Source organism: Methylocystis parvus (genome assembly GCF_049675845.1).
GTDB classification, from domain to species: domain Bacteria; phylum Pseudomonadota; class Alphaproteobacteria; order Rhizobiales; family Beijerinckiaceae; genus Methylocystis; species Methylocystis parvus_A.
The window spans coordinates 1,795,972-1,808,579 of sequence record NZ_CP187161.1 but is presented as its reverse complement, the minus strand read 5'-3'; the positions used below and the strand labels follow the sequence as shown (position 1 = coordinate 1,808,579).

General features: G+C 64.8%; 14 protein-coding genes and 3 pseudogenes. 5 read left to right on the top strand and 12 right to left on the bottom strand.

The annotated features are described in order from the left end of the window. Positions 1-53 precede the first annotated feature (53 nt). From motA to ACPFMJ_RS09245, 5 genes and pseudogenes are all read left to right on the top strand, one after another. Positions 54-929 carry a flagellar motor stator protein MotA gene (gene motA, locus ACPFMJ_RS09265; RefSeq protein WP_424363510.1) on the top strand — a complete coding sequence of 292 codons (876 nt, stop codon included), beginning with the start codon at positions 54-56 and terminating at the stop codon, positions 927-929. Beyond that, entirely contained in the window at positions 926-1,849 is a 924-nt protein-coding gene (locus ACPFMJ_RS09260; protein WP_424363509.1) for a FliM/FliN family flagellar motor switch protein, read from the top strand. Before motA ends, ACPFMJ_RS09260 begins: the two co-directional genes overlap by 4 nt. A gap of 15 nt (positions 1,850-1,864) precedes the next feature. Beyond that, positions 1,865-2,218 (top strand): flagellar motor switch protein FliN, encoded by a 354-nt coding sequence (gene fliN / locus ACPFMJ_RS09255; protein WP_424363508.1) that lies wholly within the window; start codon positions 1,865-1,867, stop codon positions 2,216-2,218. Between the two features lie 17 nt (positions 2,219-2,235). After that, entirely contained in the window at positions 2,236-3,252 is a 1,017-nt protein-coding gene (locus tag ACPFMJ_RS09250; RefSeq protein ID WP_424363507.1) for a flagellar motor switch protein FliG, read from the top strand. Between the two features lie 10 nt (positions 3,253-3,262). Then, a pseudogene (locus tag ACPFMJ_RS09245) lies at positions 3,263-4,171 on the top strand (EscU/YscU/HrcU family type III secretion system export apparatus switch protein); the annotation flags it as partial. A 159-nt stretch (positions 4,172-4,330) separates the two neighbouring features. Here the strand turns inward: ACPFMJ_RS09245 and ACPFMJ_RS09240 are convergent. The 12 genes and pseudogenes from ACPFMJ_RS09240 to rph form a co-directional block, all read right to left on the bottom strand. After that, the gene (locus ACPFMJ_RS09240; protein WP_424363506.1) at positions 4,331-5,467 is read right to left on the bottom strand and encodes a flagellar basal body P-ring protein FlgI; all 1,137 of its coding nucleotides are present in this window, start codon (positions 5,465-5,467) and stop codon (positions 4,331-4,333) included. After that, complete coding sequence (gene flgA / locus ACPFMJ_RS09235; protein WP_424363505.1) at positions 5,467-5,916, bottom strand: flagellar basal body P-ring formation chaperone FlgA; 450 nt, start codon at positions 5,914-5,916, stop codon at positions 5,467-5,469. The genes ACPFMJ_RS09240 and flgA overlap by 1 nt, the downstream gene beginning before the upstream one ends. After that, positions 5,913-6,701, bottom strand: a complete 789-nt coding sequence (flgG, locus tag ACPFMJ_RS09230; RefSeq protein WP_424363504.1) for a flagellar basal-body rod protein FlgG — start codon at positions 6,699-6,701, stop codon at positions 5,913-5,915. Before flgG ends, flgA begins: the two co-directional genes overlap by 4 nt. Positions 6,702-6,713: 12 nt before the next feature. Continuing rightward, complete coding sequence (locus ACPFMJ_RS09225; RefSeq protein ID WP_424363503.1) at positions 6,714-7,031, bottom strand: flagellar hook-basal body complex protein FliE; 318 nt, start codon at positions 7,029-7,031, stop codon at positions 6,714-6,716. Then, entirely contained in the window at positions 7,031-7,450 is a 420-nt protein-coding gene (gene flgC, locus ACPFMJ_RS09220; RefSeq protein WP_424363502.1) for a flagellar basal body rod protein FlgC, read from the bottom strand. Before flgC ends, ACPFMJ_RS09225 begins: the two co-directional genes overlap by 1 nt. Then, on the bottom strand, positions 7,447-7,827 hold the full coding sequence (locus ACPFMJ_RS09215; RefSeq protein ID WP_424363501.1) for a flagellar basal body protein: 381 nt from the start codon (positions 7,825-7,827) through the stop codon (positions 7,447-7,449). Before ACPFMJ_RS09215 ends, flgC begins: the two co-directional genes overlap by 4 nt. Before the next feature lie 65 nt (positions 7,828-7,892). Next, positions 7,893-8,456 carry a methylated-DNA--[protein]-cysteine S-methyltransferase gene (locus ACPFMJ_RS09210; RefSeq protein WP_424363500.1) on the bottom strand — a complete coding sequence of 188 codons (564 nt, stop codon included), beginning with the start codon at positions 8,454-8,456 and terminating at the stop codon, positions 7,893-7,895. Between the two features lie 91 nt (positions 8,457-8,547). Further along, the gene (mscL, locus tag ACPFMJ_RS09205; RefSeq protein ID WP_424363499.1) at positions 8,548-8,970 is read right to left on the bottom strand and encodes a large conductance mechanosensitive channel protein MscL; all 423 of its coding nucleotides are present in this window, start codon (positions 8,968-8,970) and stop codon (positions 8,548-8,550) included. 92 nt (positions 8,971-9,062) lie between these two features. Beyond that, positions 9,063-9,197: pseudogene (locus ACPFMJ_RS09200) on the bottom strand (DUF779 domain-containing protein); the annotation flags it as partial. Between the two features lie 108 nt (positions 9,198-9,305). Continuing rightward, positions 9,306-10,822, bottom strand: a pseudogene (gene adh / locus ACPFMJ_RS09195) (aldehyde dehydrogenase). A gap of 47 nt (positions 10,823-10,869) precedes the next feature. After that, positions 10,870-11,526 (bottom strand): RdgB/HAM1 family non-canonical purine NTP pyrophosphatase, encoded by a 657-nt coding sequence (rdgB, locus tag ACPFMJ_RS09190; protein ID WP_424363498.1) that lies wholly within the window; start codon positions 11,524-11,526, stop codon positions 10,870-10,872. 193 nt (positions 11,527-11,719) lie between these two features. Then, positions 11,720-12,433, bottom strand: coding sequence for a ribonuclease PH (rph, locus tag ACPFMJ_RS09185; RefSeq protein ID WP_424363497.1), 714 nt, complete (start codon positions 12,431-12,433; stop codon positions 11,720-11,722). Positions 12,434-12,608: the final 175 nt, after the last annotated feature.

Below are 12,608 nucleotides of genomic sequence, written 5' to 3'. Positions count from 1 at the left end.
AAGTCCCATAACTTATCCAGAGCTTGTCCTTAATATCAAATCAGCGTGATGAAATGAGCTTCGTCATCGGTCTTGTCGTGACCATGGGCTGCATGCTTGGCGGCTTCGCCGCGCTCGGCGGACATTTGATTGTCCTATGGCAGCCCTGGGAGTTCGTGATCATCATGGGCTCTGCCCTCGGGACGTTCATCGTCGCCAATCCGACCAAGGTCATAAAGGACACCGGCAAGGCCATCGTGCAGGCGGTGATGGAGAAGACGCCGAAGCGACGCGATTATCTCGACATTCTCGGGTTGCTGCATGTTCTCATGCGGGAATTGCGGAGCAAGTCGCGCACGGAAGTAGAGGCCCATATCGACCAGCCGGGCGAGTCGGCGCTGTTCGCGGCCTTTCCGAACGTTCTCAAGAACGCGGAAATAACGACCTTCATCTGCGACTATTGCCGCCTCTACATCATCGGAAATGTGAAAACATTTGAGATCGAGAATCTCATGGACGAGGAAATCTCCGCGATCAAGCACGATAAGTTGAAGCCCTATCAGGCGTTGACGGCGATCGGCGACGGCCTGCCGGCGCTCGGCATCGTGGCGGCGGTGCTCGGCGTCATCAAGGCGATGGGCGCGCTGGATCAATCGCCCGAATTGCTCGGCGGTCTGATCGGCGCGGCGATGGTCGGCACCTTTGCAGGCATCTTCGTCTCCTACGGCATCATGACGCCGCTCGCTTACAAGGTGAAGGTCGCGCGCAGCAAGGAATGTCACGTCTTCCTCATCATCAAGCAGACGCTGCTCGCCTTCATGAACGGGGCCCTGCCGCAAGTCGCCGTCGAACATGGACGCAAGTCGATCCCCGCGCATGACCGCCCGACGATCGACGAAGTCGAAAACGAAACGCTGAACGGCGGCGCCGCCATGGCGGAGGCTGCATGACGAAGCGGGAACCGTCGAGCGGCGGCGCCGGGGAGCCGCTCGTACTCATTGGCGAGGCGACGCTTGACCGAATGCCGGGGCTGGCGCTCCTCGTCGAAGAGACGGCCGCCGCTTTCTCGCGCTTCCTCGGCGAATATGCCGAAGGAGCCGTTCTTTCGATCGACAGTCTGGAGGCCCTGCGTGTCGGAGATCTGACGGACAGCTACGGGGGCGCGGGAAAGACTCTGGTCTTTCGAGGCGTCGGCCTCGACGCCCGCGCCGCCCTGGCGGTCGATGAAGGCTTTAGGAGCCTCGCTTTCGAGCTTCTGTTGGGTTCGGGCATTGTCGAGCCGGTCGCCGAGCGCCCGCTCACGCGCATCGAGGATTCGATTCTCGGCTTCGCCGCCCAGAAGCTCTTCGACGCTCTTTCGGGCGCGCTCGCGACGCTCGCGACGGTTTCGTTCGAGCGCGATTGGGGCGCCGAGGAGGCCGGGTTCTTTTCGCTCGGACCCAAAGCCGCTGTAGCCGTGCTCATTCGCATGGGCTTGCAGTATCGTGAACATGCGGGGCTCGCCTTCCTCGCCCTTCCGCGCACGGCGCTTGATCCGTTCCGCAGCGCGCTTGCGCGGCTGCCCGACGCCGACGGCCAGGCGACCGATGAAAAATGGTCGGTCGATCTCTACGACAATATCGTCCGCACGGAAGTGACGGCGGAGGTGAAGCTCGAAGCGCGCGGCTTCACGCTGGGCGACATCGCGCGGCTGGAGGTCGGAGACGTGCTGCGACTGCCGATCGCGCCGACCAGCCCGATACGCGTCGTCTCCGAAGGGCGCACGCTCTTCTGGTGCACGCTCGGCCAGAAGGACGGGAAATACACTGTGCGCCTCGAGGAATTTTCGGACGAGCGCGAATCCTACATCGAAAACATTCTGGGCGTTTGAAGGGATATGTCGGCGATGACCAATGTCGAGATTGATCAGGGCGGCGCCCCGTCGCGTCGCGCGTCGGAAAGCGCAGCGAGGCCGCAGGACGACGCGCAAATTCAGGCGCGGCGCATCGACTCCATCCTGCGCATCCCCGTCGTCTTGCAGGTCGTGGTGGGTTCGGCGACGCTGCCGGTTTCCAGTCTCTTGAAACTTGGCCGCGGCGCCGTCGTGCCGCTCGATCATCGCGTGGGCGATCCGGTCGACGTCGTCGTCAACGGCCGTACCATCGCGAGGGGAGAGGTGGTGGTCGTCGAGGAGGACGGCGCGCGCTTCGGGGTTTCCCTGACCGAGATTTGCGAAACCCAGCACGAACGCGTGAGCTGATCGGCGCGACGCGACTCATGACCGATCATCCCCTGCAGGAAAGGCGCGGACCGCTCCGCGGCGCCGAAAAGGTTGCGGCGGTGCTGCTCGCTCTCGATCGTGACGCGTCGAGCCGGGTGCTGAAGCACTTCGATCAGAAGGAATTGAGAAAGGTCGCGCGCCTCGCGGCCAATCTGGGCTCCGTGCCGAAGGCGGCGCTGGAGGAGATTTGCGCCGGCCTCGTCGAGGATATTCGCAACAGCGAGCCCGATCTCGTGGGGGGGCCCGCGCTTGCGGAAGACCTGATCGCGAGCGTGCTTCCCGACGAGGAAGTCGCAGACATCATGTCGGACGTTCGCGGCAGCTCGAACAGGTTTCTGTGGCGCCGCGTCGCCGCGCTGCCGGACAAGATGCTCGCCGAGTATCTTTCCGCGGAGCACCCCCAGACGATCGCCATCGTGCTCGGGCGCGTCGACCCGGCGGGCGCCGCGCGGGTGCTTGCGGAGTTGCCCGCAACCTTGCGGGCGCAGGCGATGCGACGCATGCTGATTTCGAAGCCGACCGCCGAAACCATCCTGCGTCTGATAGAAGAGGCGTTGCAGGCCGCGCTATTTGCGACCACCAACGCGCCCTCGACCTCCGAGGTGAGCGCCAAGGTGGCGGGGATCGTCAATCAGCTCGAGCGCGATCAGATCAATGAAATCCTCTTCGGGCTTTCGGAGGCGGAGCCCATTTTGGCGGAGCAGCTCAAGGCCTTGCTCTTCTCCTTCGAGGATATTGTGGGCCTCGGCGAGCGCGCGCGCATGCTCATCTTCGATCAGGCGCCGACGGATCGCGTGATCCTCGCGCTGCGGGGCTCGGATGTCGCGATGCGCGAAGCCGTGTTGCCGTGTCTTTCCGCGCGCACGCGCCGCATGGTGGAGGCCGAGCTCGCATCGCCGACCGAGCCGCCTCGGAAGGAAGTGCTTGCGGCGCAACGCGAGCTCGCCAATCTCGTCCTGCGTCTGGCGAGCCAGGGTTTGATCGAACTGACCCAGGACGCGCCCGAGGCGTAAGAGAGGCGACGTGTCCGAAGCGGAAGACGCCGAATCCAAAACGGAAGAGGCGACAGAGAAAAAAATATCCGACACGGTCGAGCAGGGGCGAACGCCCGTCTCGCGCGACATCGCGACAGCGCTCGGCGTCTTCGCGCTGCTGGCTTGTCTCGCCTTTCTCGTCGAGTCGGGCGGGCCGCGCTTCACCGAGTCGCTGGGGCTGCTTCTCGCCAACTCCGGCTCGCTGCGAATGCCCGCCGACTCGGACGCCTTTCGGTATGGTCAGGTCGTGACGTTGGAAATGGCGCGCTTTGCGTCGCCCATGCTCCTTGCGCTGATGCTCGCGGGCGTCACGGCCTCTTTCATCCAGGGCGTTCCGCGTTTTGTCGTCGATCGCATCGCGCCCGATTTTTCCCGCGTTTCGCCGCTTGCTGGTTGGAAAAGACTCTTCGGAATTGCGGGCGTCGTCGAGCTCGTGAAGGCGTCGGTCAAGATCTGCGTCGTCGGCGTCGCTGTCGTGATCGTCGTCCAAAGCGATCGCGCCGCCTATATCGACGCGATGCGCGTAGAGCCGCGAGCGCTTCCGTCCCTGACCCTGCGGCTGCTCATCCATCTTGTGAGCGTCGTGGCGCTGTCTCTTGTGGTTGTCGCGGCCGCCGATTTCGCCTGGGCGAAATTCAAGTGGCGGCGCGATCTGCGCATGAGCCGTCAGGAATTGAAAGACGAATTCAAGCAGGCGGAAGGCGATCCGATGGTGAAGGCGCGAATGCGTTCGCTCGCCATGGACCGTTCTCGTCGGCGCATGATCGCGTCGGTGCCGAAGGCGAGTTTCGTCATCGCCAACCCGACGCATTACGCCATCGCCCTGCGTTACGTTCGGGACGAGGGCGGCGCGCCGCTCGTATTGGCGAAAGGCAAGGATCTCGTGGCGCTGAAGATCAGGGAGATCGCCGAGGCGAACGACATTCCCGTGCTCGAGCGCAAGGAGCTCGCCCGCCATGTTCGACTTCGTGGAAGTCGACAAGATGATCCCGCAGGATTTCTACCGGCCCGTAGCGGAGCTCATCCATTTCCTGGACAGGCTCTCGCCCCGGCGCGGTTATTGAATGATGAGATCCGCCTGCAATGCGCCGGCGCTCTTGATCGCCTGAAGAATGGAGATGATGCCCGTTGGCTTGAGGCCGATCTGGTTCAGGCCCTTGACGAGCTGCTTCAATGTCGGCCCGGCGAGCATGGCGACCTGTCCGGTCTGCTCGGCGGCCGAAATGGTCGTCTGCGTCGTGACCGCCGTGCGGCCATTGGAGAAGGGCGCGGGCTGCGAGACTTCTGGCGTCTCGGTGATGCGCACGGTGAGGCCGCCATGGGTGACGGCGACGGGCGAGATCTGCACGTCGGCTCCGATGACGACCGTGCCGGTGCGCTCGTCGATGACGACGCGGGCCGGCGTCTCGACGGCGACGCGCAATTCGCCAATCTCTGCAAGAAGGCGCGTCGCATGCGCGCCCTTGGGGAGCGACAGGAGAACGCTGCGGTCGTCCCGCTCATGCGCGAGCGCCGCGCGATAGCGTTGGCGCGAGAATTTGTTGACGGCGTCGGCGATGTGCACCGATGTCGTGTAATCCGGGTTTCGCAATTGCAGGACAAGCTGGCCGTCATTGGAGACGCTCGGGCGCGGCGGCTCGCGCTCGATCGTCGCGCCGTTGGGAATGCGGCCGACCGTCGCGACGCCATGGGTGAGCGTTTCGTTCTGGCCCTGCGCCGCAAAGCCGGAAACGGCGATCGGCCCCTGCGCGACGGCGTAAACGGCGCCGTCGAGACCGCTGAGCGAGGTCAGCACCAGCGTGCCGCCCATGAGCGAGGTGGCGTCGCCCATGGAGGAGACGGTGACGTCGATGGTCGAGCCCCAGCTTGCGAATGGCGGCAGGGCGGCCGTCACCATCACCGCCGCGACGTTGCGCGTGCGCATGCTGTTGTTGGGGCGAACGTTGACGCCCATGCGGTCGAGCAAAGCGGAGGTCGACTGTTCGGTGAAGGGCGCGTTGCGAAGCGTGTCGCCCGTGCCCTGCAGGCCGATCACAAGCCCGTAGCCGACAAGCTGATAGTCGCGCGGCCCGATGGGCGCCGTGATGTCCTTGATGCGGACGCCGGCGCGGGCGGGAGACGAAAGGGAAAGATCGCCGGCGCGAGCGGGAGACGCAAGGAGCAGGACGACGCAGAGAATGGCGCGGCGCTTCATCAACCCTCACCGACGCGGACGGAGCCGTCGTTTTGAATGCGCCCGGAAATGAAGAGGCCGCTGTCCTGGTTGCGCACGCGGATGAGATCGCCGATCGCGCCAGCCTGCTGGGCGATCCCATAAGCGACAATCTGAAGCCCGTCTTCCGCGAAGACAATCTTGATCTGCGCGCCCACATTTATGATGCGCGGATTGTCGATCGCGATGGTGGGGATCGGTTGGCCGGGGAGCAGCGTGCGACGCGCCATCTTGCCGATGAGAGTTTCGCGCGCGCGCGCATAGAGCGGCTCCGAGCCCGGCGCGAGCCCATAGGCGCGTTCGTCGAGCATCGATTCGGCGATGACGTCCCCTGGATAAATCGTGATCCGCGCGACAGGCAGTTTCTCTTGCGCGACCGCGGGCGTCGCGGCGGCGACGGTTGCCGCGAGCAAGTATCGAAGCCGGCTCATCTGATGCCTTTCGAGACTGTGCCGGCCATTTCGTCCGCCGCCTGGATGACCTTGGAATTGAGCTCGAAGGCGCGCTGCGCGGCGATGAGGCTGACGAGTTCCTTCACCGGATCGACATTGGAGCTTTCGAGATAGCCCTGATGCACGACGCCGAAGCCGGGATCGCCCGGCACGCCGACGACGGGCTGGCCGGAAGCGAATGTCTGGCGAAACAGATTGCCCCCAAGCGCTTCGAGACCCGCATCGTTGGGGAAGGTCGCGATGGTGAGCTGCCCGAGCTGCTGCGGCTGCGTTTGGCCGGCGACGATCGCGGAAACGACGCCGGTCTGGCTCACCGTCACGTTCAGCGTATTGTTCGGCACGGTGATGGTCGGGCTCAGTTGGTAGCCGTCGACCGTGACAAGCTGGCCATTGGCGTTGGTGCTGAAGGAGCCGGCGCGCGTGTAGAGCGTTTCATTGTCCGGCCCGAGGATCTGAAACCAGCCATGTCCGTTGAGGCTCAGATCATAGCTGTTGCCGGTGTTGGCCATCGCGCCCTGCTGTTGCAGACTGCGCACGGCGGCGGTGCGTACGCCGAGGCCGAATTGCGCGCCCTGCGGCACGGTCGCGTCGCGGCCGCGATTGGAGACGCCCTGGACGCGCTCCGTCTGATAGAGAAGGTCGGTGAACTCGGCGCGCGCGCGTTTGAACCCGGTCGTGTTGATGTTGGCGATGTTATGCGCGATGACTTCGATATTCTGCTGCTGCGCGCTCATGCCGGTCGCAGCGATGGCGAGTGCTCTCACGACGAACGCTCCTCAAATCGCCATGCGGCTGATTTCCTGATAGGCGGCGACAGCCTTGTCGCGCAGGGCGATGGCCGTGTGCAGGTCGCGCTCGGCCTGCATGACCGCGCTCACCACGTTCTGAACGGAGGCTTTGCCTTCGATCCCGGCGATGGACGCGGCTTCGCCGCTTTTCACCGACGCGACGGTCTGGCCGACGAATTGCTGGAGGATGTCGCCGAAGGATGCGGCGGCGGCCTCGGCGCCGGCGGCGAGGCGGGGGGCGGACGTAATGGCTGTTTCGGCGAGCGGGCCGATGGCGTTGACGGCGATGGGAGCGAGCGGGAGCATCAGGCGCCTTTCAGGAGATCGACGGTCATGGAGAGGAGGTCGCGCGTCTGCTTCATGATTTGCAAATCGGCTTCATAGGCGCGATTGGCTTCGCGCATGTCGCCCATTTCGACGAGCAGATTGACGTTGGGACGTTTCACGTCGCCATTGGCGTCCGCGGCGGGGTTGCCGGGATCGCGCTCGATCGCGAAGGGCGTCGGATCGACGCCGATGGCGTTGACGCGCACGAGGCGCGTTCCGCTGGCGCGATCGAGTTCGTTGACGAAGGAAATGGTCTTGCGCGCATAAGGATCGGCGCCGGGCGTCTTCCCCGTCGATTGCGCATTCGCCATGTTCTCGGAAACGACGCGCAGGCGCGCCGATTGCGCGGCGAGACCCGCGCCCGCGACCTTCATCGACGCGTCGAGCGGATCGATCATGTGCGCACCGCCGACATCCACATGCCGTGGAAGGCGCGCATGAGATTTGTGTCGAGCGTGAAGGCGCCGCGCACTTCGCCCGCCTTGATCATCTCCAGCTCGGGGGAAACGCTGTTGCCGGAATGGCTGGTCTCCCAGCCCTCTGTCGGCCGCATGGCGGCGGCGAGGGTTTCGGTGGGGGAGGGGCGCATATGCAGCGGATCCGCGCCGGCCATGTCGAGCGCGCTGCGCTCCATGACGCGCGAAAAGGGCATCAGGTCCTGCGCCTTGTAGCCCGGCGTATCCGCATTGGCGATGTTTTGAGCGACGAGAGATTGTCGCATCGACAACCAGCTTTTCTGCTGGTCGATGAGATTGAAGAGATAGACCGGCTCCATTGTCCGCCTCGCATGACCCGATGAAGCGACGCTAGGGCGCGGCGCTTGTGTCGGGCTGGAAGCGGTCAGTCGGGAACGGAGACGCCTTCTCGCGCAAGCAAAGCGCGCTTGCGCTCGACGCCGCCGCGATAGCCGGAGAGCGCGCCGTCGCTGCGCAGAATGCGATGGCAGGGGATGGCGATGGCGACGGGGTTGGCGGCGCAGGCGCCCGCCACCGCGCGCGTCGCCGTCGGCGCCCCTATGGCTCTCGCGATGTCGGCGTAGCTTGCCGTCTTGCCCGGCGGGACGGCGCGCAGCGCCTCCCAGACGCGTCGCTGGAACGGCGTGCCGCGCGCGTCGATGGGAAAGGAGATTGGGGAGGCTGGCGCCTCGATCAACGCCAGTGCGGCGCCCATCAGATTGTCGCGGTCGTCATTCGCTTCGATCAGCGCGGCGTTTCGGAAGCGCGCGCGCAATTCGTCGCGCAACTGATACGGATCGTCGCCAAACCAGAGTGAGCAGACGCCCTTGTCGCTCGTCGCGACCAGCGCGAGGCCGAGGCTGCATGTCTGGACACTGTAGCGGATCGCGTCGGCCTTTTGCCGCGTGACGCGCCCGGCCTGTCCTTCAGCAAGATGCGTCGTCGTCATCCGCGCCTCCTCATGTGAGGACGACAATAGCGCGCAGGAGCAAGCAAGACGATGACAAAAAGGGGGCGCCGTCATGCGCCCCCTTGCTTCGTTACGGACGGCTGCGCAGCGCGTCGCGGATTTCGGTCAGGAGAACTTCCGTTTTGGTCGGCTCCGGCGGCGCGGCGGGGGCTTCCGCGGGCTTCTTCTTCATGCGCTCGAAAGCCTGGATGACGAGGAAGAGCACGAAGGCGATGATGATGAAGTTGACGGCGACGGTGATGAACTGGCCGTAGCCAATGACGGCGCCGACCTTCTTGGCTTCCTCATAGGTCATGTCCGTATGGGCGGCCTTGGAGAGGGGGACGAAATAGTTGGAAAAGTCGAGCCCGCCAGTGATGGCGCCGATCATCGGCATGATGACGTCGGTGACGAGCGAGTCGATGATCCTGCCGAAGGCGGCGCCGATGATGACGCCGACGGCGAGGTCGACGACATTCCCGCGAAGCGCGAAATTCTTGAAATCCTGCAACATGTCCAGCTCTCCTTCTGCCGAGGCGTGAGCGGGACGTTAAGCAATTCCCCACCTGCGTCAACGCTGCAAAATTCCCGTTTCGCAGCACCGGCTTATGAGGCGAGCAACGCCAGCTCCGCATCTGAAAAAAGCCGCGAGCGCGTGAGGAATCGGCTTCCCGTGCCATTGTCGAGCGAGAACATGCCGCCCTGGCCGGGGACGACGTCGATGATGAGCTGGGTGTGCTTCCCCTCCCCCGCTGTCGCGGGAGAGGGGACGCTCACGATCCGCATGCGGATGAAGGCCCCGATCTGCTCCCTCTCCCGCTTTAGCGGGGGAGGGTCGGGGAGGGGGCCTCAAAAGAACCCCAGCTTTTTCGGGCTGTAGCTCACCAGCATGTTCTTCGTCTGCTGATAATGGTCGAGCATCATCTTGTGGTTCTCGCGCCCGATGCCGGACTGCTTGTAGCCGCCGAAGGCCGCATGGGCTGGATAGGCGTGGTAGCAGTTCGTCCAGACGCGGCCGGCCTGAATCGCGCGGCCGAACCGGTAACAGCGATTGACGTCGCGGCTCCACACGCCGGCGCCGAGGCCATAGAGCGTGTCATTGGCGATATGAAGCGCTTCCTCGTCGTCCTTGAAGGTCGTCACCGACACGACAGGGCCGAAGATTTCCTCCTGGAAGACGCGCATGCGGTTGTGGCCCTGAAGCACGGTCGGCTTCACGTAGAAGCCGCCGGCGAGGTCGCCTTCGAGCGTGTTGCGCTCGCCGCCGGCCAGCACCTTGGCGCCCTCCTGCTTGCCGATGTCGATATAGCTGAGGATCTTTTCGAGCTGCTCGGAGGAGGCCTGCGCGCCGATCATGGTTTCGGGGTCGAGCGGATTGCCCTGCTTGATCGCGGCGACGCGTTTGAGCGCGCGCTCCATGAAGCGGTCGTAGATCTTCTCATGCACCAGCGCGCGGCTCGGGCAGGTGCAGACCTCGCCCTGATTGAGCGCGAACATCACGAAGCCTTCGACGGCCTTGTCGAGATAGTCGTCGTCCTCGCGCGCAACGTCTTCGAAGAAGATGTTGGGCGACTTGCCGCCGAGTTCGAGCGTCACGGGATGATGTTCTGCGACGCATATTGCATGATGAGGCGGCCGGTCGTCGTCTCGCCGGTGAAGGCGATCTTGGCGATCCGGTTCGACGAGGCGAGCGGCTTGCCGGCCTCGAGGCCGAAGCCGTTGACGATGTTGAGCACGCCCTTCGGGAGCAGGTCGCCGACGACCTCCGCCCAGACGAGAATGCTTGCCGGCGTCTGCTCCGCGGGCTTCAGCACGACGCAATTGCCGGCCGCGAGTCGCGGGGCGAGCTTCCACGCCGCCATCAACAGCGGGAAGTTCCATGGAATGATCTGGCCGACGACGCCGAGCGGCTCGTGGAAGTGATAGGCGACGGTGTCGTGGTCGATCTCGGAGATGCCGCCTTCCTGCGCGCGGACCGCGCCGGCGAAATAGCGGAAATGGTCGATGGCGAGCGGGATGTCCGCGGCCATCGTCTCGCGGATCGGCTTGCCATTGTCCCAGGTCTCGGCGGTCGCGAGGAGCGCGAGATTCTCCTCCATGCGGTCGGCGATCTTGTTGAGGATGCGCGCGCGCTCGGTCGTGCTGGCCTTGCCCCAGGCATCCTTGGCCGCATGCGCGGCGTCGAGCGCGGCGTCGATGTCGTCCTTGTCGGAGCGGGCGATCTCGCAGACCTTCAGGCCAGTGACAGGCGAGATGTTGTCGAAGGTGCGCCCGGATTTCGCGTCGGCCCATGCGCCATTGATGAAATTGCCGTAGCGCGCCTTGAAGGGCGGCTTCGCGGCGGCGAATGTCTCGTGCTTGGTCATGGGCGGCTTCCTTCGGGTTTCCTCGACGGAGCGCGTTGTCGCGCCTCTCATTTGTCCGAAGATAGTAACGCATAGGCCCGCGCCAAGAGAAAGACCTTCAAGCGGCGGCGCCGCCCGGAATGGGCCAGCGCGCGCGAGCCGTCGCCCGGCAGCGCGTGCTTTTCCGCGGACATCATCTCGCCGAAGGTCTTGTCGAGTTCGTCGGGCTTGAAGATCGGATCATAGCCGAAGCCCTTGTCGCCCTTGGGCGGGAAGACGAGCGCGCCGTCGACGCGTCCCTCGAACTCTTCCGTATGACCGTCGGGCCAGACCACGGCGAGCGCGCAGGTGAAGTTGGCGCGGAAGGGCGGCGTCGCGCCGCGCTCTTCGAGCCGCTGGCGCACGAGTTCGCAGGCCGCCTTGAAATCCCGGTTCTCGCCCGCCCAACGCGCGGAATAAATGCCCGGCGCGCCGTCAAGCGCGTCGACGCAAAGCCCCGAATCGTCGGCGAAGGCGGGAAGCTTCGCGGCGATCGCGGCGGAACGGGCCTTCAGCAGGGCGTTGCCGGCGAAGGTCGTCTCGGTCTCTTCCGGCTCCGGCAGGCCAAGGTCGCCCGCCGAAACGGCGTCGACGCCGTGCGGCGCGAGGAGCTGTTGCAGCTCCCAGAGCTTGCCGGGATTGTGCGTCGCGATAACGAGCTTGCCGTGAATCTTGCGGTGGGTCATGCCGAAGGCGGGCCTTTTCGCGTGAGCCTGAAGCTTTGTGAGGGCGGCGGTTTGTTTCCTCTCCCCCTTGCGGGGAGGGGTTAGGGGCGGGGGGTCGACAATCACGAACGCCAATCTCGATCGCCTTGGCGGCGCCCCCCGCGCTGACCCTCCCCGCAAGGGGGAGGGAAGGGATCGCGTCGATGGTTCGTGACTAACCCAACGCCGCCTTTTGCAGCGCAACGAGATCCGTCACGCCCTTCTGCGCCATCGCCAGCATGGCGGAGAGTTCGTCGGGCGAAAACACCGCGACTTCGGCCGTCGCCTGAATCTCGACGAGCCCGCCTGAACCCGTCATCACGAAATTGGCGTCGGTCTGCGCGGTCGAGTCCTCGGCGTAATCGAGGTCGATCACCGGCGATCCGTTGAAGATGCCGCAGGAAACCGCCGCCACATGATCGCGCAGCGGGTTTTCCTTGATGATGGAGCGCGAGCGCATCCATTCGAAGCAGTCGCGCAGGGCGATCCAGGCGCCGGTGATGGAGGCCGTGCGCGTGCCGCCATCGGCCTGGATCACGTCGCAATCGAGCACGATCTGGCGCTCGCCGATCGCGGGCAGGTTGGTCACGGCGCGCAGCGAGCGGCCGATGAGGCGCTGAATTTCCTGCGTGCGGCCCGAAAGCTTGCCGGCCGAGGATTCGCGGCGCGTGCGGGTGTGCGTCGCGCGGGGCAGCATGGAATATTCGGCCGTCACCCAGCCGCGTCCCTGGCCGCGCAGCCACGGCGGCGGCTTGTCTTCCAAAGTTGCGGCGCACAATACGTGCGTGTTTCCGAATTTAACGAGACACGAGCCTTCGGCGTAGCGGGCGACTCCGCGCTCGAAACTCACCGGGCGCATCTCGTCTGGCGCGCGCTTGCTGGGACGCATTCTCTCTGGCTCCTGCGAAAGTTGATTGCGCTTCTAGCCTGCTTTGCCCAAGCGGGGAAGCCTTGGACGGATGCGCTCAGCCTTTCGTGGGCCTGACTTCAGGGCTCGGCGGCGCGGCATGGTTTATTCTTGCGTGAAGCAGGACATGGTGGGAGCATGACGCAACGGAGCCCGT